The organism is Halobacillus sp. ABA4_118 (genome assembly GCF_056160205.1).
Map to the genome: position 1 here is coordinate 185,168 of NZ_JBSWWS010000001.1, position 26,086 is coordinate 211,253.

General features: G+C 48.8%; 24 protein-coding genes and 1 other annotated feature. Of the genes, 2 read left to right on the forward strand and 22 right to left on the reverse strand.

The window, feature by feature from the left end:
• The 10 genes from mreD to ACXAGL_RS01090 all read right to left on the reverse strand — a co-directional run bounded on the left by mreD (position 1) and on the right by ACXAGL_RS01090 (position 11,812).
• On the reverse strand, positions 1 to 528 hold the full coding sequence (gene mreD, locus ACXAGL_RS01045; protein WP_474969105.1) for a rod shape-determining protein MreD: 528 nt from the start codon (positions 526 to 528) through the stop codon (positions 1 to 3).
• Positions 525 to 1,406, reverse strand: a complete 882-nt coding sequence (gene mreC / locus ACXAGL_RS01050; protein ID WP_474969106.1) for a rod shape-determining protein MreC — start codon at positions 1,404 to 1,406, stop codon at positions 525 to 527. The genes mreD and mreC overlap by 4 nt, the downstream gene beginning before the upstream one ends.
• A gap of 11 nt (positions 1,407 to 1,417) precedes the next feature.
• Positions 1,418 to 2,458 (reverse strand): rod shape-determining protein, encoded by a 1,041-nt coding sequence (locus tag ACXAGL_RS01055; protein ID WP_474969107.1) that lies wholly within the window; start codon positions 2,456 to 2,458, stop codon positions 1,418 to 1,420.
• Positions 2,459 to 2,697: 239 nt separating this feature from the next.
• Entirely contained in the window at positions 2,698 to 3,369 is a 672-nt protein-coding gene (gene radC, locus ACXAGL_RS01060) for a RadC family protein (protein WP_474970422.1), read from the reverse strand.
• A 59-nt stretch (positions 3,370 to 3,428) separates the two neighbouring features.
• Positions 3,429 to 3,995, reverse strand: coding sequence for a Maf family protein (locus ACXAGL_RS01065; protein ID WP_474992319.1), 567 nt, complete (start codon positions 3,993 to 3,995; stop codon positions 3,429 to 3,431).
• A gap of 164 nt (positions 3,996 to 4,159) precedes the next feature.
• On the reverse strand, positions 4,160 to 4,960 hold the full coding sequence (locus ACXAGL_RS01070) for an SPOR domain-containing protein (RefSeq protein ID WP_474989475.1): 801 nt from the start codon (positions 4,958 to 4,960) through the stop codon (positions 4,160 to 4,162).
• A gap of 137 nt (positions 4,961 to 5,097) precedes the next feature.
• Positions 5,098 to 5,853 (reverse strand): prepilin peptidase, encoded by a 756-nt coding sequence (locus ACXAGL_RS01075; protein WP_474989477.1) that lies wholly within the window; start codon positions 5,851 to 5,853, stop codon positions 5,098 to 5,100.
• Positions 5,854 to 6,007: 154 nt separating this feature from the next.
• Positions 6,008 to 7,738 carry a sensor domain-containing diguanylate cyclase gene (locus ACXAGL_RS01080; RefSeq protein ID WP_474989479.1) on the reverse strand — a complete coding sequence of 577 codons (1,731 nt, stop codon included), beginning with the start codon at positions 7,736 to 7,738 and terminating at the stop codon, positions 6,008 to 6,010.
• 92 nt (positions 7,739 to 7,830) lie between these two features.
• Positions 7,831 to 9,111: a bifunctional folylpolyglutamate synthase/dihydrofolate synthase gene (locus ACXAGL_RS01085; RefSeq protein WP_474989481.1), complete on the reverse strand. Its 1,281-nt coding sequence runs from the start codon at positions 9,109 to 9,111 to the stop codon at positions 7,831 to 7,833.
• Between the two features lie 58 nt (positions 9,112 to 9,169).
• Positions 9,170 to 11,812 carry a valine--tRNA ligase gene (locus tag ACXAGL_RS01090; protein ID WP_474989483.1) on the reverse strand — a complete coding sequence of 881 codons (2,643 nt, stop codon included), beginning with the start codon at positions 11,810 to 11,812 and terminating at the stop codon, positions 9,170 to 9,172.
• Positions 11,813 to 11,900: 88 nt separating this feature from the next.
• Positions 11,901 to 12,122, reverse strand: a binding site (T-box leader).
• 126 nt (positions 12,123 to 12,248) lie between these two features.
• On the opposite strand from ACXAGL_RS01090, the gene ACXAGL_RS01095 reads away from it, so the two are divergent.
• On the forward strand, positions 12,249 to 12,437 hold the full coding sequence (locus ACXAGL_RS01095) for a hypothetical protein (RefSeq protein ID WP_027955250.1): 189 nt from the start codon (positions 12,249 to 12,251) through the stop codon (positions 12,435 to 12,437).
• Here the strand turns inward: ACXAGL_RS01095 and ACXAGL_RS01100 are convergent.
• The 7 genes from ACXAGL_RS01100 to hemA all read right to left on the reverse strand — a co-directional run bounded on the left by ACXAGL_RS01100 (position 12,434) and on the right by hemA (position 19,786).
• Positions 12,434 to 13,393, reverse strand: a complete 960-nt coding sequence (locus ACXAGL_RS01100; protein ID WP_474989485.1) for a LysM peptidoglycan-binding domain-containing protein — start codon at positions 13,391 to 13,393, stop codon at positions 12,434 to 12,436. The two genes, ACXAGL_RS01095 and ACXAGL_RS01100, sit on opposite strands and share 4 nt — an antisense overlap.
• A 173-nt stretch (positions 13,394 to 13,566) precedes the next feature.
• A complete protein-coding gene (gene hemL, locus ACXAGL_RS01105) occupies positions 13,567 to 14,853 on the reverse strand; it encodes a glutamate-1-semialdehyde 2,1-aminomutase (RefSeq protein WP_474989487.1) in 1,287 nt (428 codons plus the stop codon).
• A gap of 17 nt (positions 14,854 to 14,870) precedes the next feature.
• Complete coding sequence (gene hemB / locus ACXAGL_RS01110) at positions 14,871 to 15,857, reverse strand: porphobilinogen synthase (RefSeq protein ID WP_027955247.1); 987 nt, start codon at positions 15,855 to 15,857, stop codon at positions 14,871 to 14,873.
• A gap of 2 nt (positions 15,858 to 15,859) precedes the next feature.
• Complete coding sequence (locus ACXAGL_RS01115; protein ID WP_474969116.1) at positions 15,860 to 16,636, reverse strand: uroporphyrinogen-III synthase; 777 nt, start codon at positions 16,634 to 16,636, stop codon at positions 15,860 to 15,862.
• The gene (gene hemC, locus ACXAGL_RS01120; RefSeq protein ID WP_474969117.1) at positions 16,636 to 17,565 is read right to left on the reverse strand and encodes a hydroxymethylbilane synthase; all 930 of its coding nucleotides are present in this window, start codon (positions 17,563 to 17,565) and stop codon (positions 16,636 to 16,638) included. Before hemC ends, ACXAGL_RS01115 begins: the two co-directional genes overlap by 1 nt.
• Positions 17,566 to 17,580: 15 nt before the next feature.
• On the reverse strand, positions 17,581 to 18,399 hold the full coding sequence (locus tag ACXAGL_RS01125) for a cytochrome c biogenesis protein (RefSeq protein ID WP_474969118.1): 819 nt from the start codon (positions 18,397 to 18,399) through the stop codon (positions 17,581 to 17,583).
• Between the two features lie 13 nt (positions 18,400 to 18,412).
• On the reverse strand, positions 18,413 to 19,786 hold the full coding sequence (gene hemA, locus ACXAGL_RS01130) for a glutamyl-tRNA reductase (protein WP_474989489.1): 1,374 nt from the start codon (positions 19,784 to 19,786) through the stop codon (positions 18,413 to 18,415).
• Positions 19,787 to 20,042: 256 nt separating this feature from the next.
• On the opposite strand from hemA, the gene ACXAGL_RS01135 reads away from it, so the two are divergent.
• Positions 20,043 to 20,525 carry a LiaI-LiaF-like domain-containing protein gene (locus ACXAGL_RS01135; protein ID WP_474971181.1) on the forward strand — a complete coding sequence of 161 codons (483 nt, stop codon included), beginning with the start codon at positions 20,043 to 20,045 and terminating at the stop codon, positions 20,523 to 20,525.
• Between the two features lie 55 nt (positions 20,526 to 20,580).
• On the opposite strand, the gene ACXAGL_RS01140 is transcribed toward ACXAGL_RS01135, so the two are convergent.
• The 5 genes from ACXAGL_RS01140 to lon all read right to left on the reverse strand — a co-directional run bounded on the left by ACXAGL_RS01140 (position 20,581) and on the right by lon (position 26,047).
• Positions 20,581 to 21,303 (reverse strand): amino acid ABC transporter ATP-binding protein, encoded by a 723-nt coding sequence (locus ACXAGL_RS01140; RefSeq protein ID WP_474970424.1) that lies wholly within the window; start codon positions 21,301 to 21,303, stop codon positions 20,581 to 20,583.
• A gap of 28 nt (positions 21,304 to 21,331) precedes the next feature.
• Entirely contained in the window at positions 21,332 to 21,997 is a 666-nt protein-coding gene (locus ACXAGL_RS01145) for an amino acid ABC transporter permease (RefSeq protein WP_051254688.1), read from the reverse strand.
• Between the two features lie 79 nt (positions 21,998 to 22,076).
• Positions 22,077 to 22,910, reverse strand: a complete 834-nt coding sequence (locus ACXAGL_RS01150; RefSeq protein WP_474971180.1) for a transporter substrate-binding domain-containing protein — start codon at positions 22,908 to 22,910, stop codon at positions 22,077 to 22,079.
• Between the two features lie 229 nt (positions 22,911 to 23,139).
• Positions 23,140 to 23,727, reverse strand: a complete 588-nt coding sequence (gene yihA / locus ACXAGL_RS01155; RefSeq protein WP_474969122.1) for a ribosome biogenesis GTP-binding protein YihA/YsxC — start codon at positions 23,725 to 23,727, stop codon at positions 23,140 to 23,142.
• The gene (gene lon, locus ACXAGL_RS01160) at positions 23,717 to 26,047 is read right to left on the reverse strand and encodes an endopeptidase La (RefSeq protein WP_474969123.1); all 2,331 of its coding nucleotides are present in this window, start codon (positions 26,045 to 26,047) and stop codon (positions 23,717 to 23,719) included. Before lon ends, yihA begins: the two co-directional genes overlap by 11 nt.
• Positions 26,048 to 26,086 lie beyond the last annotated feature (39 nt).

A 26,086-nucleotide genomic window follows, 5' to 3' on the forward strand; every position in this document is an offset into this window, starting at 1 on the left:
CTAAACGTTACTGATTTCTTCCGACCAATCATATGCCCTCTCCTTCACGAGCGGATAAAGCAGGGTGAAAAAGATCATATTCGCCGCCAGTGTAGGCAGCAGACGAAGCAGACCATAGTCCACCCAGCTGATTGACGTAATCTGAACGAACGAATACACGATATAAAGAAGGACATCCGCCAGTATGAGGCCGATGACTGCAAGTAAAAAAGCGGCCGGGAAATTGGCATGAACCAATTTTTTCAACCCGTGAACCACATAAATAATCAGGGTGTAGGTGATCATGTACACCCCGAGCACCCCTGTGTATACGACATCAATCAACAAGCCGAAGAGAAGACCGTACCAGACCGCGTGGTACGTATGATCCTTATCGTAAAAAATCGCGATGATAAACAAAAAGATCAATATCCAGTGAGGGGTGATCAGGAGATCCGAATAGACAAGCTTCGCAGGAAGCAGGCTCATTGCCATTCCCTGCATCACAAGAAGAAAAAGGCAGAAAAGCGGGATGACATACCGGCTCATGATTCATCCCCCTCCGCTTCACTGCTTGTATCGATCGTTTCCACTGAACGATCCACCACCATCACGTGGTTGATGTCGAATAAATCAGCAAACGGTTCCACGTACGCGGTTTTTGTCAGACCATACTGATCATTCACCACTTCCTCGACCGTACCAATTCTCAGGTTACTTGGAAAGACACCTCCAAGCCCTGAGGATATAACCGTGTCCCCGGCTTCCAGCTCCTCATCAAGCTTGATGCCTTCAAGGAGAAGACGACCCGATTCATCATCATAACCTTCGATCAACCCGAAGGCTTCTTCCTTATCTTCCCGGACCACCCAGGAGGAAATCTTATTGGAGCGGTCAAATCCGCTCAGCAGCAGTACAGTGGAATGGAAGGCTCCCGCCGATTTAACTTTTCCGACGAGACCGTCACTCGTCATGACCGCCATGTCCTTTTCCACACCATCTTCCCCGCCTTTGTTGATGGTCATCTGCTCAAACCATCGATCCGAGCTTCGGGCGATGACCGTCGCCTGAATCGAGGAATAATCGCTGAGCCCCTCCGACTTCCCGAGGGTATCCTGAAGTTCGTCCACTTCTTTGGTAAGACGCTGATTCTCCTGAATCACACCTTTATATTCAGACAGGCGTGTTTTCAGCACCTGGTTCTGCTCGTATACGTTGAACATGTCCTGTACGTTCTCAACCGTCGTATCTACGAAGCTGACCGGCTTATGAAAAATCGTCTGCATCCATCCGACCGAATCCTGAAGGAATTTTTCAGGTGTGCTGAGAGAATCCCGATCACGGATGGAAAATCCAATTAACGTGACAAGTACTATGAAACCAAGCAATACAATCATCAGTCTTTTTCTGCGGAATAAAGAAGGCATAACCTATTCGTTTACTCCATGTTCGCCCGGCTGGCCACATTGGGCTGTGAGCGGAAGTGATGGATGTATTCCAGGGATTTCCCTGTTCCGATGGCTACGCAGTCAAGCGGTTCATCCGCTATAAAGACCGGCATATTGGTTTCGTCACTGATGACTGTATCGATGTTTTTAAGCAGAGCGCCGCCTCCTGTCAGGACAATGCCGCGTTCCATAATGTCCGCAGCAAGTTCAGGCGGGGTTTTCTCCAATGTGTTTTTCACCGTTTCTATAATCGAATCGACCGTATCTTTCATGGCTTCATAAATTTCATCGTTCTTAATCGTAATCGTCTTTGGAAGACCGCTCAAAAGGTCGCGGCCGCGGATATCCATTTCCTCGATATCCTTGACTTCACCGGCGCCGCCAAGCTCCATTTTTACGTCTTCGGCTGTACGCTCACCGATCATCAAGTTATATTTTTTACGCACATGCTGGATGATGTTGTCATCCATTTCGTCCCCGGCTACACGGATGGACTGGCTCGTCACAATCCCGCCTAGGGAAATGATGGCTACTTCCGTCGTACCGCCGCCGATGTCGACAACCATGCTTCCTGTCGGCTCCCAAACCGGCAGGCCTGCCCCGATAGCCGCAGCAAACGGCTCCGCAATCGGATAGGCTTCCTTGGCACCGGCCTGTTTCGTTGCATCTACAACAGCTCTTTCCTCCACCATGGTAATCCCGGACGGTACACAGACCATAACGTTCGGTTTGCTTGCGAACGAAGAACGGTTTTTCAACGCCTTTTTAATGTAATACTTCATCATCTGCGCCGTCGTATCATAATCAGCAATGACCCCGTCCTTCATCGGGCGGATCACGTTTATGTATCCGGGTGTCCTTCCAATCATATTCCGCGCATCATTTCCTACAGCTTCAATCTCTCCAGTTTGAGAGTTTTTGGCTACGACAGAAGGCTCCCTGACGATAACCCCTTTATTTTTCAAAAATACAAGTGTATTCGCTGTACCCAGGTCAATCCCGAGGTCTTGAGAGAATCCAAAAATCCCCAATACTATCTTCCTTTCTAAGAGCCCGCTTTCCTCAGGCGGGGGTGAGACATCCCCAAAATTGTCTGATTAGAAGAAGCGCCGATTTATAAGAAGATCCTATAAATGGCGCTCATCTTTTTCATCTATTCAATTATACGAAAAAACTACAAAAATAGATAGTGGTACAACAATCCCTATTAAACTTTTTCCAGAAACATACGAAAGCCTCTGGTAAGACCACGAAAAGAAAGCGCGACCATTCATAGATAGCCTTTTTCTTTCAGGCTGATGAATGTACGGTCACCAATAACAATGTGGTCAAGCAGTTCGATGCCGATCATTTTCCCGCATTCTTTCAGTCGCTGGGTGACCTGGATATCTTCCTGGGACGGTGTAGGGTCTCCGGAGGGATGGTTGTGGGCACAGATAATCGAGGCTGCGGAACGTTTCACCGCTTCTTTGTATACTTCTCTAGGGTGGACGATGGATGCATTTAGACTCCCGATGAAGATGGTCTGCCTGTGAAGCACCTGGTTCTTTGTATTTAAGAACAAGCAGATGAAATGCTCCTGCTTTAAATCACGCATTTCCTCCATGATAAAATCCGCTCCGTCTTCAGGACTCCGGATCATATAGCGTTCCGCCGGCTTCATTTTGTGCATCCGTTTCCCAAGTTCAACCGCCGCCAGAAGCTGCACCGCTTTGGCGGCTCCAATGCCCTTGATGGCCGTAAGCTCCTCAATGGCCGCATCCTTAAGCAGGGTCATCCCTTCAAAATGAACGAGGAGACGATTGGAAAGCTCCATCACGGACTCTTGTTTCGTTCCGCTCCCCAGAAGGATGGCGAGGAGCTCCTGGTTGGACAAGTGGGACGGTCCCAGTTCAATCAACCTCTCGCGCGGGCGGTCCTGCTTTGGAACATCTTTAATCATTACGTTTGGCGTTGTCAAAAATTCACACCCTTTCTCAATCCTCCCCAGGGAATAAGCTGTTAATGGATGAAGATGCCAAACGCTCTCAACTCCCGGATGACCCGGGCGATGGGGAGGCCGACAACGTTGTAATAATCCCCTTTGATTTCCTCGACGAACAGGCCGCCCTTTCCCTGAATCCCATACCCGCCCGCTTTATCCCAGGGATCTTCCGTGCTCAGGTAGTGATCAATCTCCTCGTCCGTCAACGTATAAAAACTTACATCCGTCCCCGTTGTAAAGGTCCGTTTCTCCTTCAGGGTCCGCAGGCATACAGCTGTGTACACTTGATGCGTCCGTCCACTCATCCTTTCCAGCATACGACGGGCTTCACTGGCATCAGCAGGCTTACCTAAAAGGACTCCGTCTATGGATACGACGGTATCTGAAGTCAGCAGCACCTCTTCCTCATTCAATTGGACAGCCGCGCTTTTTTGTTCCGCCAGAAAAGCGGCTGCTTCCTCGGCAGACATGACATGCTCCAGCGTTTCATCAGTATAGGAGGGGCGGATAAGCGGGGAAGCCCCCGCCATTTCCAGCAAGGCTTTCCGCCGGGGGGACTGAGAGCCGAGCACAAGCGTCTTCATCACAACAAACATCCTTTCTATCCATGGGGTTACATGTATCATACTAAAAATAACCGGAAATGCAGATGACCGAAACATCCGCCTTTTCGAATTCCCGGATATGAAAAAAGGAAGGGCTGCGTGAGCAAACTTCCTTTTTCCGCTCTTCTTTTACAATGAACCGCTTATTCCAGGGATTTTGCGACTTTCAGCCAGTTCAGGTTGTTCTCATCCTGTGACTCCCAGTTTATAAGGGCCTGGCCAAGGGCGGATTCTTCGCCGGCCGCTTTGGCGATTTCCTTCCGCTGAGACTCATTGATTGAACCGAGGGTGTGGGTTTTCATTCCTTCCTGCAGCGCCGGAGGAAGCTCTTTTTCAATGGTCACGACCCACGGTTTCACATAGGTTTCGATACTTTTAGACTTCATCTCTTCTGCCATGTAAGCGGCCTCCTGCTTGGAAGAAGCACTTCCGACAAACAGAAAATACTGCCCATCCCGCTTCCAAATGACTGACGAGATGGACTGGGCGTTCAAACGGCTCTGCCACTCGCCGGCTTTTCCCTCTGTAGAAAAAGCACCGGCCTGGACAATGTATGTATCCAGTGTGGCTGCCGCACTGGCCGGCAGTTGGTTTTCAGACCCGCCTTCTGCCCCCTGCACCTCTCCGGCCGGTGCTTCAGGAGAAGGAAGAGTTTCTGTCCCTGCCGTGGTGACATCCGTCAAGGAAACAAACATCCGCAGCAGCACGAAACCAATCCCCAGACTGAGCAGGAGGGCAATCACTGCCGTAGCAAGGACCGGCCGGTAGGATCCAGGGATCCGCCACTTCTTTTTCACAGGAAGTGGATAAACAGGAGTGGCCCGCTTATCTTTTTTCTTATCTTGATCCACAGCCGCCGCCTGTTCATTTTGAGTACGGACCACTTCGTTTTTTGAACCGTTCTCAGGCCGGAATGAAATTGAAATTTTCTTTTTTGAATCCATGGTTATCACTCCTGCAACGTTTGTCCCAACCCTATCACAGAAGAAATAAAAACCATGCTTAATTTTGTCGGGGCCGCTTCGACAATTTCAGCTCATTCATAAGCTCCTCTTCTCTCCTTTACCCCTGCAGTTCCTTGTTATTGAAAGCTTTGCATGTAAAATGCCAGTACAGCGTCACCATAATAAAAACTGATGACGGCCCCGGCCATGATAAACGGGCCGAAAGGGAAAGGCTGACCGCGGCTGATCACCTTGGCAGCCAGCAGAAATGTACTGATCAAAGTTCCTGCTGTCACAGCCAGGAAGAACGTCAAGAGGGTCAACGGGCCCCCGAAAAACAAACCGAGCACGGCCAGCAGTTTCATATCACCTCCCCCCATCCCTCCGCGGCTCAGAACAATGATTATAAGTACAATTGTAAAGCCGGTACAGGCGCCAAGCAGCGAGGCATACCACGGACTCAGAGGAAAAAACAACCGCAGAACGACAAACGCAAAGGCAAAAAACATTAGAAGCCGGTTGGGAATGATCATATACTTCACGTCGCTGACGGTCACGATGACCGCCAATGAAAGCAGGAGGAGAGCCTCCAATACGTTTACCGACCACCCGAATTGACCATAGGCAGACAGAAACAGGACGCCCGTGATCAGCTCTACGGCCGGGTAAACCAGAGAAATGCGTGTTTGACAATGGCGGCACTTCCCTTTGGCGAGCGTGTAGGAAGCGAGAGGAATTAAGTCTCTCGCATGCAGCGTCGTCGAACAAACCGGGCAGGCAGATCTTGATAGGATAAACGGAGTGTTTTGAGGCAGCCGCACCCCAACCACATGAAAGAAAGAGCCTAAGATGGTTCCAGCGAGGAAAAAGTAGAAAGAGAAAAGGATATACATACGCGGATCTCCTTTTTTAAGAAATGAAAAGCTGTTGAAAAAGGAGAGAAGGGAGTTTGATCAGGCGGTGGGTTCAAAAGCAGGGGATCATAAAAATTATAGCCCACATCCCCCGGTTTGTCTCAAAAAAATAAAAAGCCAGTCCAATAAAAATTTATTGGACTGGCTGCATCAAATCTTTATATCCCGCAACTCTGTTTCTCCCTCTTTGTTTCGCTCCGACGTACATCGCCCTGTCCGCCTGACGAATCAAGTCGAGGGGTTCCTCACACGGGTCAGGATAGGAGGCCGCACCGATGCTTGCAGTGACTTGCACGGAAACAGGCCCCTCTTGTTTGAGAATATGTTCAACTACGGTAAACGGATCCTCCGTAATGACGCCCTGGATATGAAGGGCGAAAGCAAGAGCCGCTTTTTCGTCGAATCCCGGCAGAAGAAAAACAAATTCTTCTCCTCCGTAACGGGCCAGTGTCATGTCCTCCCCGGCTGCTTCCTTTAAACGACCGGCGAGTTCAATCAAAATTTCGTTTCCGCTTTCGTGCCCATACGTGTCGTTGACCTTTTTGAAGTGATCAATATCCAGGAGGATCAGTGAAACCGGTTCCCGTTCATCTTCCTCATGCTTTAGGAACGACTGCTTCATAAAATCATCGAAATACCGGTAATTGTAAACGCCTGTCAGCGCACAGCGCTCACTTTCCGCTTTCGTTTTCTCATAGTGACGTGCATTCTCAATGGCTACACCGAGATAGTTGGACAAAATGGACAATATGAGAAGCTGAAACTGCAAAAACGCCCGTTTTTGGTTTGAATATACCGTAATCACACCAACCGTCTCGTTATTCCGGACGACCGGAACGGATAAGACACTTTCCGAAGCGTCGGGTATATAAGGACTTTCCAGCGTTCTCCATTCAGTCCGCTTTTTGTAGTAGGCCCCTTTTCCAGCCTGGAGCGTATGCCCACTCACACTCTCCCCTTTTTGCAAGGTAACCGGAGGAAATTCCAACGTGCCCGACCGGTCGAAAAAACGGATCAGTTTCAAACGGCCCCTTTCCTTCACATCAAACACATACAAATGATCCAGCGGAAGAAGGTCCGACATGTGATCGACAAATATGTTCAGCACCTCTGTCACGCTTAGCTCGCCTGTCAATTCATGGCCGATCCGGCTCGCCCGTTTCAAATACTCATTCACCTGACTGCTGTTATGATACATCATCAGCATGCCTGATATGAACACAAAAGGAATACCAACAAAGAAAATCCCACTGATTCCAAATGGGAGGAAAACAACGAAGAGGACAAAACCGATCGGCAGCACAAGCCCCGCTGTCATTACATCCCATAACAACCCTTGATCCAGCCATTTGAACGGCCGTTTATACAGCCATTTGGAGATGGCCGATAGAAAAAGCTGGTTCAACACAATCTGGGAGACGGCATAGGAAACGATAGGAAAAAGGTCATGAAATTCATCCACAGCCTCAGGACCATGTCCGCCTCCGAGCCCTTCATAAAGGAGTGCGGAAAAAACAGAGATCATCAGAAACATAAGCTGGTTGATGGGAATTCTGTACATCGTATGCCTGCTCAGCCTCACTTTGATGAGCAGCGCCCCTAAAGCAATTTGAGAAATGACGATTTCTGCAAACAGCCCGTAATGGAGAAATACGGCGAAAGCTACTCCCTGTGTAAAAAACACCGGGTGGTCTCCGATCCGCAATGGAAACAAAGCCACAATGACCGTAAGCAGCGCAAATATCACCAGGTTGATCCGGCTTCCGGAGACCGCCGGCGTTTCCAAGTTGTAGATCAGTACAAGGCCCAGGGGCCAGATGACCGCCCAGACCAGCCAGACACCAATAATTTTTTCTTTGGACATCGTATCACCTCTGCCTGTAAACGCCGTTCATTATAGTATATTTTACCATATAATATAGCAAAATTTTCTATAAATTCCCACTTTTACAAGCATTACTTAAGAAATGCCCGTACGATAGAGATGAAATAAAGCGAACCGGAGATGACAATAACGTCCTCCTCCCCCGCTTCTGCCATTGCTTCCCGGACTGCCTGCTTATAATCCGCAAAAGCTTCGGTACGGGCCACAGGAGAAAATTCCTGCAAAGCCTCTGAAGATAATGCTCTTGGAAAATCAAAGGTGGTGACATAAAGGTGATCTGTCACTTCCTTCAGCTTCCCTAACATTTTCTCCACCGGTTTATCTTCCAAAGCTGCATAAACCAACAGAATGCGACGGTCTGAATAGTGGCGCATCACTGTTTCCACAAGAGCATCGGTGCCTTCTTCATTATGCGCCCCGTCCACGATCGTCAACGGACAGCAACGGAGCGTTTCAAATCTTGCCGGCCAGAACGTTTTCTCAATGGCTATTCCATACTGTTCCGCTTCCAAAGGCACGCCCCGCTCTCTTAACACCTCCGCTGCCTGGATCGCAAGCGAAGCATTGGTCACCTGATGGGGCCCGAGCAGCGAGCTTTTCCAAACAGGAGAGGTGAAAGGTGGACTCATAAAACGGAAAGTTTCCCTGCCATCACCACTTGCCAGATGATCTGCGTGAAAGTCCTCCCCGTATCTGTACATACGGGCTCCGCACTCTTCCGCTTTTGCGGCAATGACATCAACCGCATCCTGCTGGGAAGCACCAGTGACGAGCGGGACTCCCTGCTTGATGATCCCGGCTTTTTCGCCGGCAATCTCACGGATCGTAGAGCCGAGGATGTTCATATGATCATGACCGACGTTCGTAATAACACTCAACACAGGATGAATGATATTCGTAGAGTCATACGTCCCGCCAAGCCCTGTTTCCATCAGGACAAAGTCCAGGTCCATCCGTGAAAAATGCAGAAGAGCTGCAGCCGTAATCACTTCAAATTCCGTCGGTTCTCCGAGCGGGGTCTGCTTCAGCTGCTCCGACAATGGACGAATCTGCTCGACAACCTCTGCGAGCTCACGGTCCGCAATCGGACGGCCATCCACACTGATCCGCTCATTGAACGTTTCAATATACGGAGAGGTAAAAGTCCCCACCGCTAAACCCTGTCCCTGCAGAATATGCCTTAAGAAAGAAACTGTCGATCCCTTGCCGTTCGTGCCTGCTATATGAACGGCGGATATCTTCTGTTCTGGATGATCCAGACGCTTCATCATCCATTCCATCCGTCTCAAGCCCGGTTTGATTTTGAATTTTTCCCTGGCGTGTATCCATTGCACCGCTTCTTCGTAGTTCATAAATCTTCCCTCTCTTTAAAAAGAGGAGAGTATTCCGTAGAATACCCTCCTTCTCCTCTTAGGCTTTCAGTTCTTTAATACGCGCTTCGACTTTCGTACGTTTATCAAGATAGTCGGTTTCTTTCTTCCGCTCTTCCTCAACCACGTGCTCAGGGGCTTTACTTACGAAACCTTCATTGGAAAGTTTCTTCTGCACGCGGGTCACTTCCTGATCCCATTTCTTCCACTCGTTTTCAAGACGCTTGATCTCATCCTCGATATTGATGAGGCCTGCGAGCGGCAGGTAAAGTTCCGCACCCGTAACGACGGCAGACATCGCTTTTTCCGGAGCCTGCAGATCGGTGGCAATCGTCAGTTCACTCGGGTTGCAGAATCTCTCTAAATAAGAGCGGTTCTTCTCGAGCTCCTGAACAACATCCTCATCCTTCGCCTGGATCAGAAGCTGAATCTGCTTGGACATCGGTGTGTCTACTTCGGCACGGATGTTACGAACGGAACGAATAATGGAGACAAGGCGTTCCATTTCAGCAACCGCCTGTTCATTGTGGAAATCTTCTCTTACGACAGGCCAGGATGCCTGGGTAATGGATTCCCCTTCATGAGGAAGGTGCTGCCAGATTTCCTCTGTAATGAACGGCATGAATGGATGAAGCATTCTCATCGTCTGATCCAGCGTATAAGCCAGAATCGAACGGGTGGTATGAATACGCTGCTCATCTTCCCCGTACAATGGAAGTTTCGCCATTTCAATATACCAGTCACAGAAATCATCCCAGATGAAGTTATACAAGTGACGTCCGGCTTCCCCGAATTCGTATTTATCAATGTTGGTCGTTACCTGGTCGATCGTCTGGTTGAGTCGTGTGAGAATCCATTGATCCGCAACGGATTTTTCTCCGGATAGATCGATATCCTCAAATTTCAACCCGCCCATGTTCATCAGAGCAAAACGGGAGGCATTCCAGATTTTGTTTGCGAAGTTCCATGTAGACTCCACCTTTTCCCAGTGGAATCGCAGGTCCTGACCTGGAGATGATCCGGTGGACAAGAAGTAACGAAGCGAATCCGCCCCGTATTTCTCTATGACATCCATTGGATCGACGCCGTTTCCTAAGGATTTACTCATTTTACGGCCGTCTGCATCGCGGACAAGACCGTGAATAAGAACATCTTTGAACGGACGCTCGCCGGTGAATTCAAGAGACTGGAAGATCATCCGGCTTACCCAGAACCCGATGATGTCATAGCCGGTTACGAGAACGTTGGTCGGGAAGTAGCGCTTATAGTCACTGCTTCCTTCATCCGGCCAGCCCATCGTTGAAAACGGCCAGAGGGCGGAAGAGAACCACGTATCCAGGACATCATCATCCTGCTTCCAGTTTTCAGGGTCTTTCGGCGCTTCTTTGCCTACGTGAATTTCGCCGGTCTCTTTATGGTACCAGGCCGGAATACGATGGCCCCACCACAATTGTCTGGAAATACACCAGTCACGGGTGTTCTCCATCCAATGCAGATATGGTTTTTCAAAACGGTCCGGAACAAACTGAACGGCTTCGTCTCCGTTTTGAAGGTCGACGGAGGCATCCGCCAGCGGCTTCATATCAACAAACCACTGTGTGGAAAGATAAGGCTCGACTACAGCCCCGCTTCTTTCGGAGTGACCGACGGAATGCATATGATCTTCTATTTCAAACAGGACGCCCTGCTCCTGAAGATCTTTGACAATCTGCTTGCGGCATTCAAAACGGTCCATCCCTTTATACGCCCCGGCATTTTCATTCATCGTACCGTCTTCATTCATGACGAGCACACGCTCAAGATCGTGGCGGTTCCCGATTTCAAAGTCATTCGGATCGTGAGCCGGCGTAATCTTCACAGCACCTGAACCAAATTCCATGTCGACGTAGTCATCAGCGACAATTTCAATTTCTCTTCCCACAATAGGAAGAACCGCTTTTTTACCAATCAGATGCTTGTAGCGCTCATCTTCCGGGTGAACCGCAATGGCGGTATCCCCAAGCATCGTCTCCGGACGGGTCGTAGCAATTTCGATGGACCCTTCTTCATCCTTCAGCGGGTAGCGCATATGATAAAACGCTCCCTGGACATCCTTATACTCGACTTCGATGTCCGATAAAGCCGTCTGTGTAGCCGGATCCCAGTTGATGATGTATTCCCCTCGGTAAATCAAGCCTTTTTCATATAAAGTAACGAATACTTCCTTAACAGCGTCGGAAAGACCTTCATCAAGCGTGAACCGTTCGCGGGAATAATCTAGGCCGAGGCCGAGCTTTTCCCACTGCGCGCGGATGAACTTCGCATATTCATGCTTCCATTCCCATGCTTTATCAAGGAACTTCTCACGGCCGAGGTCGTGACGGGAAACCCCCTGTTCACGAAGTTTGGCATCCACCTTCGCCTGTGTAGCGATTCCGGCATGGTCCATCCCGGGCAGCCACAGGACATCATAGCCCTGCATCCGCTTCACACGGGATAAAATATCCTGCAGGGTCGTATCCCATGCGTGGCCGAGGTGAAGCTTTCCTGTAACGTTCGGCGGGGGAATAACGATGGTATACGGTTCTTTGTCCGTATCACCTTCGGCTTCAAAAAATTTCCCATCCACCCAGTACTGGTACCGGTCCATTTCGACAGCGGCCGGATCATATTTGGTTGGCATTGAAAGATCCTGTTCACTCATTTCTGATCTTCCTCCTTTAATTGTTATCAGTCATTACACTCTGCAAGGGGTTTACCAGCCGGGAAAATAAAAAAACCCTTTCATCCAGTAAAAGGACGAAAGGGTTTGATTTCCGTGGTACCACCTTATTTCACAGGAGAGACTCCTGCACACTCACAATCATAACGGCTTCGAACCGGCTTCTCCTACTCATGTTCAAAGAAGCTGCATCAAGGGCGACTTTCATAATCAGGGTTCATGGAAAACTTCCACCATTCGTTTTCCTCTCTGGAAGAAATGATTACGTACTACTCCCTATCTAAGCATTTCACGTATAAAGACTATATTACATATTGTATATAGAACATACGTCTTTAGTCAACTGTCTGACAAAAAATATGCAGAAGCCCGCAGACAGGGCCTGCGGGCTTCTATATTTAAGAAACGAGGTGTACAGATGAGCCGAATGTACCGCTACCGGCTGCCACCATGGTGTAAGACGTGGTTGATTGTCATTGAAACCTCTCTGCTTCCGATTGTGATTTTCCAGGCTTTACGTACCATTTTCTGGCCGACGACCTTCGATATTTTCCTTCTCGGACTCGTCATCGGTCTGTGGCTGGCTTTTAAATACAAATGGATTTAATCAGGAATATACACAATCTGTCCAGGGGCTACATCCTCATCACAGCTGTTCACACGCTCCAGCTGTCTGACTGGAACATCATACTTCTCAGCGATGGAAGTCAAAGTCTCCTCCCCCTGGGCAATATACATTTTCATCCGGGTATACGTATCCTCACGGTTCGGGAACAAGTGCTTGAAAATTTGTTTGATGCCATCCATCCCACCAGGGGGCGCCTCCGATTCACTGGACTCTGAGGACTCCTCCACACTGACCTCTCCCCAGTCTGACGTACTGTCGGGAGAAGCCTGGATGTCATGGACAGCTTCCTGCTCTGTTCCAAAAAATTCAGGAAAGCTCTGTGATTTCTTGTAAAACCAACGTCCGTCATCGTCCTGTTCCTGTTCCTCTTGTTCCTGTCCGTTCATCCGGAATACAGGGGCTTCTTTTTCGGGAACCGCCCGCTCGGCTTCCGGCGTTTCCTCCTTGAAGTTGACAGGTCCCGCCTGGACAGGCTCATCGAACGCATCGTCATTGGCCGCTTCATTCCGGGCTTCCTCGACTCCGTTAATCGTGATTTGTGCGTGAAGGCGGAGCTGACGGTCAGCCGGCAGTTCATAATCAAACGTCTCAATGTCAATCAGCACATCATCCAAATTGGAAACACGCTCCAATGGGACCCGAATCTCTACTGGAAAAGCGTGGGAAAAGACGTAGACACCGTCATCCTGCGCTTCGACAGTATCCATCACCCTTGCTCCCGAAGCTCCCGCAGGCTCCGCTTCGGATTGAGGGCCCGTTGGAATATATTCACCGCCGAGATCAACGGTCCCCTTCAGGCAGACTTCATCTCCGCGGTCTTCAATCGTAATATCTGGCTCTAAAGAAATACCAATCAGCTCTCTTACACCCTGTCCTTCCTGAAACCATATCGATTCATCCAGATAAAAGGAAAATACATTTTGTTTATTCGGCAATCCAGAGTCCCTCCCTAAGGTATTCCTGTTCTCTACTAACACCTTATGCGGAAGATATCGTTATATACATGAATGGGAGGAATCGCCGTAAAACATCCCGCTATCCACCGGTATTCTCCCCCAAAAAAACAGGCAGCCGATGATAACGGCTGCCTGTTTTCTAAAAGGGGCGTTCAGTTAAGTGTTGAAAATACTTTGTTGACTGCCTCAATCGTTTGTTCAATGTCTGCTTCCGTGTGCTTCACGGAAAGGAACATTCCTTCAAATTGGGAAGGTGGAAGATAGACACCTTCCTGAATCATGCCCTGATAGTATCTCTTGAACATATCCAGGTCTGATTGATTAGCCGTTTCAAAGTTATAGACAGGTTCGTCGGTAAAGAAGAAACCAACCATGGAACCTGCGCGGTTGACGGTAAGCGGAATGTCATAGGTTTCGGCCGCCTTTTTATAACCCTCAATCAGCTGATCCACACGTTCACTGATGGAAGCATAGGCTTCCTCTGTCATCGCAGATATCGTCTGATACCCGGCCGTCATGGCTAGCGGGTTCCCTGATAACGTCCCTGCCTGGTAGATATCACCAACCGGCGCGACACGTTCCATGATTTCGCGCTTCCCACCATAGGCACCGACAGGAAGTCCGCCGCCGATCACCTTACCGAGACAAGTCATATCCGGAGTGACACCGAAATGGCCCTGAGCGCTGTGGTAGCCGACACGGAAGCCCGTCATAACTTCATCAAAGATCAGAACCGTCCCATTGTCTTCGGTCAGCTGGCGAAGCTCCTGGAGGAAGCTTTCCTTCGGAGGGACCACACCCATGTTTCCGGATACCGGCTCAATAATGACCGCCGCCAGGTCATCCCCGTACTCTTCAAAGACATATTGGACACTTTTCAGATCGTTGTATGGGACCGTAATCGTGTTCTGGGCTATGGAAGCTGGGACACCCGGTGAATCTGGAAGGCCGAGTGTCGCCACTCCGGATCCAGCCTTAATCAGCAGAGAGTCTCCATGACCATGATAGTTCCCTTCAAATTTAAGGATTTTATCCCGGCCGGTATAACCGCGCGCCACTCTCAGGGCACTCATCGTTGCTTCTGTCCCGGAGTTGACCATACGCAGCATTTCAATAGAAGGGACGCGCTCGCGGACGAGATCAGCCAGTTGGTTTTCAATCTCTGTCGGCGCTCCGAAGCTTGTCCCGTGGGCCGTCACTTTTGTTAAAGCGTCGGTCACCCTTTCATCGGCATGGCCGAGGATCAACGGGCCGTAACTAAGAACATAGTCGATATACTCGTTGCCGTCGACATCAAACAGCCTGGAGCCTTCTCCTTTTTCCATGAAAATCGGATCCATGCCTACGGATTTGAATGCACGAACCGGAGAGTTGACTCCCCCGGGCATCAATTCTACAGCTTCCTGATACGCTTGTTTGGAACGATCAAAGTTTTTCATCGTCAGCACCTTCCTTCTTATGATTGGTCTTCCTTCAGCCAGTCTGCCGCATCTTTAGCGAAGTACGTAATGATCAAATCCGCACCGGCCCGCTTCATAGCGGTCAGCTTTTCAAGGACGATTTCTTTTTCATTGACCCAGCCGTTCTGGGCAGCAGCCTTGATCATGGAATATTCGCCGCTGACGTTATAGGCGACGACAGGCAGGTTGTAACGGTCTTTCACTTCCCGCATGATATCAAGATAAGCCAGTGCCGGTTTGACGATAAGGAAGTCAGCGCCTTCCTCGACGTCAGACTCTGCTTCTCTAAGAGCTTCCAGTCGGTTGGATGGATCCATTTGATAAGCACGGCGGTCTCCAAACTGAGGAGAGCTGTGAGCAGCATCGCGGAATGGACCGTAAAAGGCGGACGCAAACTTCACGGCATAGGACATCACTGGAATATGACTGAAGCCGGCTTCATCAAGTCCCCGGCGGATGGCTGCGACAAAGCCGTCCATCATATTGGACGGAGCAATAATATCCGCACCGGCCTGTGCCTGGGTGACAGCTGTCTGGGTAATGTAGGTTAAGGATTCATCGTTATCGATGTCCCCGTCACGAACGATGCCGCAGTGACCGTGATCGGTATACTGGCACAGGCATGTATCAGCAATGACGGTCAGGGAAGGTACCTCTTCTTTAATCTGGCGGATCGCACGCTGGACGATGCCTTCTTCATTATAAGCTTCACTCCCGACGTCATCCTTATGTCCAGGAACTCCGAAAACGATCACTGAACGGATGCCTCGCGTCACAAGCTCCTCCATTTCGGACGTCAAGTGGTCAAGAGACACTTGATGAACTCCCGGCATGGAAGCTACTGGATTCTTAATATCCCGGCCTTCGACGACAAAAATCGGATAGATCAAATCATCTGTGCGCAGATGTGTTTCTCTTACGAGCGCCCTCATGGATTCCGTGCGGCGCAGTCGACGGTGCCGTTTAAATTGCAGATCTTTCATTCCTATCGATTCCTTTCGTTCTTAAAATAGAAAACCATCTGTTCCACCATGTGTTCTATGGTATACTGCGGCGGAGTGAACACGCAGGTAAACCCTTCCGCCTCCGCTTTCCGGGCCGTCGTCGGTCCGATACAGAAGCAGGGCAGGGACAACCCGTTTTCCCGGCTGCCCTTCGTCACCGCTTTAAAAGCCTGTATGGTGGACGGGCTTGTAAACGTCAAGGCATCCAGGTCCCCGTTCTCCAGCCAGCTGGTAATATTTTTTTGATTACTCGTCAATAACAGCGTATCATAAACGGTCAGCGATTTGAAAAACACGCCACGTTTACGAAAAGCTTCCGGAAGAACGTCCCGGGAACGGTTTCCCCGTATGTATAAAAGCTTTCCCGGATCCGGGTACATTTGAAAAAATTCCTCTTCCATTTTAGCCGCTTGAAAGGATGCAGGCAAAAAATCCGCTTTTCTTCCATACCTCTGCAGCGCACGTTCTGTTTTTGTGCCGATGACAGCTATACGGACCTGATCAGGAAGAACCCGGCCATGCCTATCCAGCCATTTGAAAAAAAACTTCACGGCATTGGAACTGGTTAAAAAAATCCAGGAAAATTCGTGAAGTTCTTCTACTATGTGTTCGTTTTTCTGTTGATCGTTCAATTGAAAAGCGAGAAGCGGGGTATGTTTTGGAACACCGCCCGCTTCCTCAATCCGCTCTTTCAACGGCGCCGCCTGGGATCTGCCTCTAGTAATGAGGATGTTCTTCCCCTGCAGTGGCGCGTCCATTACTGACCATACTCCTCTTTGGCACGATCAACGATCTCCTGTGCCCCCTGGTCTCTTAAAAGATCAGCCGCATGACGCCCGACTTCAATCGGATCCTGTCCAGTGACCGTCTCATGAAGAATCGTTTCGCCGTCCGGCGTTCCCACTAAAGCGGTAAGAACGATATCATCGCCTTTCCGGTAAGCGTACCCGCCAATCGGAACCTGGCATCCGCCATTCAGGTCGTGAAGGAATTTCCGTTCGGCCGCCACTGTCGTCTGCGTATATTCATGATTCAGTTTCATAAGAAAATCACGCAGTTCTTTATCCTCTTCACGGCACTGGATAGCGAGCGCTCCTTGACCGACAGCAGGTACACAAACCTCCGGCTCTAAATACTCTGTGACAAGGTTGTCATCCCAGCCCATCCGCTTCAAACCGGCAGCGGCCAGAACGATCGCGTCGTAATCTTCCTCTTTCAACTTTCTAAGGCGCGTGTCAATATTCCCGCGGATCCATTTAATTTCAAGATCCGGACGGACCGCTTTGATCTGAGACCCGCGGCGCAGGCTGCTGGTCCCAACGATGGCACCTTCCGGAAGATCCTTCAAGGCAACGTGACCGTTGGAAACGAACGCATCGCGGTGATCTTCACGGATGGGTACGGAAGCGACCGTCAACCCTTCAGCCACCACAGCCGGCATATCCTTCATACTATGGACAGCCATATCAATGGTACCGTCATACATCGCCTGTTCGATCTCTTTGATGAACAAGCCTTTGCCTCCTACTTTAGATAACGTCACATCAAGTATCTGGTCCCCTTTTGTCGTGATCCGCTTAATTTCGAAATCGTAGGATGGATCAATCTGTTTCAGTTGATCGATCACCCATTCCGTCTGAGTGATGGCCAGATTACTCTTTCTAGAGCCGATAATGATTTTCCTCATGCTTGTTCCTCCTCTTTAAAAGTGAAAATTGGATAGGGAGCTGAATAAAAAGAAATTGATAAGTAGAAATAAAAAGGCGGCGGCGTTAAATATGGAAATGGTCCGTCCCTGATACCCTTTAACCACCCGCAGAATGAGATAAATCATATAACCGATCAACACGAGGAAAGAGCCGAGCGTCTTAAAATCATACCAGTAGAACACATCTGTTGAAACATAACCCCAGACAACCCCGAGAATGATGGCAATGAGGAGGAGGGGCACGCCTAAAATGACCGCAATATAAGAAAAATGATCCAGCTTTGTTAAATCACCGAGCCGGAACAATTTGGCATTCCATTTTTTCTTTTTTAACAGCCGGTACTGCAGTAAATACATGATGGAGAAAATAAAGGAAAGCGTGAAAAAGCCATAGGAGATAATCGCCAGGCTGATGTGGATGACGAGAAGCTCATTGACCAGCGCCACCCCTTCCTTCTCCATTACATTCTGAGCCCTTGTGAAAATATGAATAATCATAATCAAAAAACCGACGACATTCGTAAAGAATACGAGAAAATCCATTTTGAACAGCCGGTTGATTAATAGAGAAAACGTGACGAGAATCCACGTATAAAAATATAAGCCGTCATAAACCGTCATGATTGGAAAGTTGTCGTTCATGAAAAACTGGGACAACAGAAAGACGCTTTGCAGAACCCAGACCATACTAAGCAACCAGAAGGCCGCACGGTTGGCCTTCCGGTTTGTCTGGACAAAATCAATAAAATACCCGATCAGGCTGAGTCCATAAAGGAAAAGGATCAGCTCGTACACCCATTTCAACTCAAACATGGAGCCGCCCCCCTCAGGAATGAATCATAGGGCTGATGATGGAAACAGAATGATCGGCCTCTATATGACGCTCATTCGCTGAGCTGTTCTTTTTTTCCTGCTCCTGGACCTCTTTTTCCACCTGCTCTTCAATACCGAAGATCTGGGTGAACAGCTTCAGGGTTTCTTCAGAATCCGGCTGGGCCGCCAGTTCCTTGGCCTGTGAGATCGGTTCTTTTAACATTTGGTTGACGATACTCTTCGTATGCTTGTTCAACACTTTCCGTTCACGGTCGGATAAGTCAGGCATTTTCCGTTCAATGCTTTTCATCGTTTCCGACTGGATATCAAGGGCTTTGGAACGAAGCGCAGAAATCACTGGAACTACACCGATCGTCTGGAGCCACTGCTTGAACTCCACGATTTCCGCTTCCATCATAATCTCGATTTCCTCCGCAGCCTGTCTGCGCATTTCCAGATTGGCATCTACGATTCCCTGAAGGTCATCAATATCATAGAGAAAGACACTTTCCAATGATTCCATCGCTGGATCCAGGTCTCTAGGCACAGCAATATCGACGAAGAAAAGCGGCTTGCCCTTCCGTTTCTTATGAGCGGGCTCCATCATTTCCTTCGTAATCACATATTCGGACGCACCTGTAGAACTGATGACGATGTCCGCATCCGCGAGTACCGCTTCCAGTTCATCCATCGTCCGGGCATACCCGTTAAATTGACCGGCAACAGTCCGCGCTTTTTCCAGCGTGCGGTTGATCACAGTCACTTTACGAACACCGGATCCGTGAAGGTTTTTGGCGGCCAGTTCGCCCATTTTTCCAGCACCCAGAATCACAATGTGCTTATGAGCGAGGTCACCGAAGATTTTCCGCGCCAGCTCCACAGCTGCATAACTGACCGAGACAGCGTTTTCACCGATTTCCGTGTCACTATGTGCTTTCTTCGCCATGGTGACGGCCTGTCGGAACAGCTGGTTGAAAATAGTTCCCGTCGTGCCTGCATTCTGCGCACGCAGAAACGCCTGCTTCATCTGTCCAAGGATCTGCGTCTCTCCGAGAACCATGGAATCAAGGCCGGAAGTGACGCGCAGCAGATGCTCGACAGCTCCATCTGTTTCATATATCGCAAGGTAAGAGGTGAACGCCTCTTTATCCACTTGAAACCAGTCAGCTAAAAACTGTTTAATATAATACCGTCCTGTATGGATCTGGTCCACGACGGCGAAAATTTCCGTACGGTTGCATGTAGAAATAATCACATTCTCCAGGACACTTTTACGCCCGTTCAACTGGGCCATAGCTTCCTCAAGCTTCTCTTCAGAAAATGTGAGCCTCTCTCGAATTTCCACAGGGGCTGTTTTGTAATTAAGACCGACGGCTATAATGTGCATTTCGTATACCCCCATTACACGTGCAGATTTTCTCCTGTAGTGTAGATTATAACATAAATAACGGAAGATTTTTTGTCCCAATTATGAACAGATCTTGAATCTGTTATGATAGGATGAAATAGAGTTATTCAATCAAATACTTATAATTATTAGATTAGAACGAATCTAATTTATAATTCGTTTGTAATATACCAAATCTACAGGAGAATATCAAGGAACAAACATTATCATTACATAATGACTGGATGTGAGCACATTGAATAAAAACCATACCCTGCTTGGGTTTCTCTTCATTGGACTGGGTGCGTATTTTTTTCTTCGTCATCTCAATATTCCCCACTTGCAGCCGTTTTACTCGTGGCCGTTCCTGCTCGTGCTGGTCGGCGCAGCCTTTTTGTTTCACAGCTATGTGAGTAAAGATACTTCCAGTCTGTTTACAGGAACGATCGTTACTGGTTTCGGGATTCATTTTCTAGCTGTTGATCAGCTGGTTTTCTGGCGCGATCACTGGGGCGTGTACCTCTGTATTGTCGGCGCCGCTTTTCTGCTTCAGTATAGAAAAACAAAAAAAGGACTCATTCCAGCCCTAGTCCTCCTCGGGACAGGAGCTTTTGTCCTTTTTTCCCCCACCATGCCTGCCTGGATGCAGTGGATCAACCAATTCTTCCTATTAGTCGAAAGGTTCTGGCCTCTGGCCTTGATTGCCTTCGGTCTGTACCTTCTTAAAAAGAAAACGTAAGAGAAGCAGAAAAACAAGGCTGTCGATGACATTCATCGACAGCCTTGTTTTTCTTTTACAGGATGGAACTTAAGAAGGCTTGTGTCCGCTCTTCTTTCGGATTTTCGAAAATCTCCTGTGGGGTCCCGCTCTCGACGATCTTTCCATCGTGCATATACACGACTCTGTCGGCCACTTCACGGGCAAATCCCATTTCGTGCGTAACGACGACCATCGTCATCCCTTCCTGAGCAAGGGTCTTCATCGTTTGAAGCACTTCTCCGACAAGCTCCGGATCAAGCGCTGAAGTAGGCTCATCAAACAGCATGATTTCAGGCTTCATCGCCAGGGCGCGGGCGATGGCTACACGCTGCTTCTGTCCACCGGACAAGCGGGACGGGAATACATCCGCCTTATCGCCGAGCCCGACTTTTTCAAGCAGCTGCTTCCCTTCCTCTTCCGCCTGCGCCTTGGAGAGCTTTTTTACCTGCAGCGGAGCTTCCATTACATTCCCGAGCACCGTTTTATGCGGAAACAGATTAAAGTGCTGGAATACCATTCCGACCCGCTGGCGCACTTCGTTCAGGTTATCCTTCTTCGGATTGATTTCTTTCCCCTGAATGTACAGCTCTCCGCCATTTTTCATTTCCAGGAAATTGAGGCAGCGAAGCATCGTACTTTTCCCGGAACCACTGGCCCCGATCAAGACGACGACTTCACTTTCCTTTACTTGAAAGTCAATATCCTTCAAGACGTGCAGGTCTCCAAAATATTTATTTAATTGATTCGCTTCAATCATATAATCAGACAATCGATTTCCTCCTCCATTAATCGCTGGCCGCCAGTTTCTTCTCAACAGCCCCGACAACAAGGGTCAGCAGGAAGACCAGAATCAAATACCATACCGCACTGACAAGAAGCCAGGTCATGTAATCAAAGGTATTCGCCCCCTGAGTGGTGGCGACAGCGAAAATCTCCGATACCCCGATAAATGCAGCCAGGGATGAATCTTTCAACCCAATAATAAACTGATTTCCCAGCGGTGGCAATGCACGCCTGAACGCCTGGGGCAGAATGATCCGGCGCATCGTAAGCGCCTGACTCATTCCGAGAGAGCGCCCTGCTTCCGTCTGTCCTTTTCCAATCGACTGTATCGAACCTCTGAATATTTCAGCAATGTAGGCTCCATTATGGAAGGCAAGACCGAGCGCTACCGACCAGAACCCACTGATCATCCATATTTCGGTCAGCCCGTAGTAGAAAACAAAAATCTGGACGATCAACGGTGTTCCTCTGACTACATAAATGTAGATATTCGCTATCCATTCCAACACTTTAATATCGGAAATCTTCATAAAAGCAAACATAAGACCGATGAAAATTGCAATAAAAATGGAGACAGCCGTTAAGGCGAGCGTCAGCTGAGCCGCTTCAAAGAACATCCCCCGGCTGCTGATCAATGAATCCCAGAAATGAACAACATTCAAATACATCTGCACCAACTCCTCTGTCATATGAAAAAGAGTACGCGGCTGCGCACTCTTCACCTTCGTTCCTGTCTAACATCACGGTTTATTCAGGAGGCGTTGTGATGTCATCCCCAAAATATTCCTCACTGATTTCAGAAAGGGTACCATTTTCTCGAAGTGTTTCCAGTGCTGCATTGATCTCATCTAGTAATTCTGTATTTTCCTTCGATACAGCGACGGCCTGCTCGCTGCGTTCAATCATTTCCTTCGCCTCAATATCCAGCCCTTCACCGGAAGCTTCCTTTCCGGTCAAAAAATCGGTAATGACAGCATCGTGACGACCCTTGGACAAAGATTGCAGGGCTACGACATCACTGTCATAGGTCTTGATATTCTCCGTCACTTCTTCTGCATACTGACTGTATGTGGATCCTTTAGAAAGAGCGATTTCTTTTCCTTCCAGATCCTCAAGGGTTTCAATGTCACTGTCTGCACGGGTGAAAATCTGTGCACCTGAGTAATAATAAGGTGTCGAGAAGTCCACCTCCTGCTTACGCTCGTCTGTAATCGTATGGCTGGCGACCGCTGCGTCAAAACGACCGGTTTTCACCCCTTCTACAATACTTGCGAACTTCTGCTTCTGAGGACTTGGTTCAAGTCCCAGTTCCTCTGCAATGGCATTGGCCACGTCAATATCGAAGCCTTCCATCTCTCCATCGGCCCCTGTCATGCTGAAAGGACGGAACTCTCCGGAAGCCGCAAAGGTAAATGTCCCTTCCTCCACCAGCTCGTAATCCGTATTATTTTCTGATGTATCCTCTGAACCACTGTCTCCTTCATCTCCGGAAGCACCATCGTCACTGCTTCCACAAGCAGCAAGGAAAAGCACCAGCACCAGAGTCATGAATAACAGCAGCATCCCATTCATTTTCTTCATCAGCCCTGTATCATCCCTTCTCTGTTTGTCATCGTTCTGTAATATTAAAAGTATATCGATTTATCAAATATTTCCCAAAATTAGTGAGATTCTAAAAATGGGTATATAGAAAGGTACAGCGGATATAATGCATAAATACTAGATATACCTTATAAATACTCGACATTCCTCTTCTTTAATGGAAAAATACATAAAAAAACCGCTCTCCCATAGGGAGAACGGTCTTCTTTTATACCTGCAGATGAGAGAGCATCGCTTTCCAGGCTTTATCTTTTCCTTCACCTGTTTCGGATGAAAATGGAATAAGGGTATCCTCTTCTTCCATTTCCAGCACCTCCTGAATCATTTTCAGCTGCTTATGGCGCTGCCCTTTTTTAATTTTATCCAGCTTTGTTGCAATGACCATCACCGGCACGTCAAAATGCTTCAAATAGTCATACATCGCCTGGTCATCCTCGGAAGGCTTATGGCGGACGTCGATGATGAGCGCGGTCGCTTTCAGCTGTTCACGCTCAGCAAAATATTCCTCCATCATCGCTCCCCATTTGGCCCGTTCCTTTTTGGAAACTTTCGCATAGCCATAACCGGGCACATCAACGAAATGAAATTTATCATTGATGATATAAAAGTTAAGCGTCTGCGTTTTTCCCGGCTTGGAAGATGTCCGGGCCAGGTTCTTTCGTTGAATCATCTTGTTAATAAACGATGACTTACCGACGTTGGACCGCCCGGCAAGGGCGATCTCCGGAATCGGTTGGTTGGGATACTGTTTCCTGCTCGCCGCACTAATGACAATATCTGCGGTATTAACCTTCATGTGCACCCTCCGCCAATGCCTGATCCAATACTTCATCCAAGTGTTTCACAGGGACGAAGGTCAAGCCTTCTTTAATACTGTCTGGAATATCTTCCAGGTCTTTCTTATTTTCATCAGGAATGATGATTTTCGTCAAGCCCGCCCGGTGCGCACTCAAAGATTTCTCCTTCAAGCCGCCGATTGGAAGCACACGGCCGCGGAGTGTGATTTCACCAGTCATCCCGACTTCCTTGCGGACAGGACGTCCGGTAAGAGCGGAGACAAGAGCGGTGGCCATCGTGATCCCCGCTGAAGGGCCGTCTTTCGGTGTCGCTCCTTCAGGTACGTGAATGTGGATATCGTTCTTCTCCACGAACTCCGGATCAATATCAAGTTCAGCCGCCCGTGAACGGATATAACTGAAGGCTGCCTGAGCGGATTCTTTCATGACATCTCCCAGTTTACCCGTCAACGTCAAGTTGCCTTTCCCTGGATAGATGGACACTTCAATAGAAAGTGTATCTCCGCCTGCTGTTGTATAGGCAAGACCGGTGGCTGTACCAATCTGATCTTCAAGCTCTGCCCGTCCATAACGGAATTTAGGACGGCCGAGAAGTTCCTCAAGCATTTTTTCGGTGACGACGACGCGCTGCTTGTCACCGGCTACGATAATCTTAGCCGCTTTTCGGCACAATCCGGCCAATTCTCTTTCCAATCCCCGGACACCCGCTTCACGGGTATAGCGCCTGATCAGTTTGAGAAGGGCTTCTTCTCTCACCTGCAGCTGGCTTTTCTTCAGGCCATTTTCCTTAATCTGCTTGGGAAGCAGGTGCTCTTTGGCAATCTGCTGTTTCTCCACTTCTGTATAACCGGCAATCGTAATCATTTCCATCCGGTCGCGCAATGGTCCGGGGATGTTGGCTACGTTGTTCGCCGTAGCTATGAACATAACTTTCGATAAGTCATAGTTTTCTTCAATGAAATGATCACTGAATGTCCCGTTCTGCTCTGGATCGAGCACTTCAAGCATCGCAGAAGAAGGATCTCCCCGAAAATCGCTTGCCATTTTGTCGATTTCATCCAGAAGGAAAACCGGGTTGACGGTTTCCGCCCGCTTCATTCCCTGAATGATCCGACCCGGCATCGCTCCGATATAGGTCCGGCGGTGGCCACGGATTTCAGCTTCGTCTCTCACCCCACCAAGAGATACACGGACGAATTTACGGTTGATGGACCGTGCGATGGACTTGGCCAGAGATGTCTTCCCTACCCCTGGAGGTCCCGCAAGGCATAAAATCGGCCCTTTAATCGTCTGGGTGAGCTTCTGGACAGCCAGATACTCCAGCACCCGTTCCTTCACTTTCTCAAGTCCGTAGTGGTCTTCATCCAAAATACCTTCCGCGCGGTTCACATCCAGGTTGTCTTCCGTTTCCTCCGACCAAGGCAGAGAAACGAGCCATTCGATGTAGTTACGGATGACAGAGCTTTCTGCAGAACTCTGAGGTATCTTCTCATAACGGCCAAGCTCTTTAAGAGCCACCTGTTCCACCCGTTCCGGCATGGAAGCCTTGTCGATTTTTTCTTTCAGCTGAGCGACTTCTCCAGTTTTCCCGTCCTTGTCACCAAGTTCATTCTGGATCGCTTTCATCTGTTCGCGGAGATAGTATTCCTTCTGTGTTTTCTCCATCGATTTTTTCACCTGACGGCCGATCTTCTGTTCGATCTGAAGTACTTCTCGTTCATTGCCGATCAGCTCAATCAGCTTATTCAAGCGTTCTTTCACATTGCGGGTTTCCAGCACATCCTGCTTGTCCTTCAATTTAATCGGCAGGTGGGACGAGACGATATCAGCCAGGTGGCTTGGATCATCCGTGTCCGCTACAGTGTTGTACGTTTCCTGTGTCACTTTTTTCGATACTTTTACAAACTTCTCGAATTGTTCGAGCAGCATGCGCATCAATGCTTCTTCTTCGTTTTTATCTTCATGTTCATCTTCAATGATCTCAATAGACGCCCGGTAAAAGTCGCCCTCCTCACTGAATTCATCCATGCCTGCCCGGTGCAGTCCCTCGACGAGCACACGGTTGGTTCCATTCGGAAGCTTCACCATCTGTTTGACGCGGGCTACGGTCCCTACGGAATAAAGGTCTTCATACGCTGGTTCATCAATGTTCACTTCTTTTTGAGAAACAAGGAAAATTTCATTATCATCCATCATGGACTGCTCCAGGGCCTGGACAGATTTCTCCCGGCCGACATCCAGGTGTAACACCATGGACGGGTAGACAAGCAGCCCTCTGAGAGGAAGTAGAGGTATATTGTTTCTTTGTTTGTCTGTCATCTATTTGCACCTCCGATAAATGCGGATACGTAATTTAAT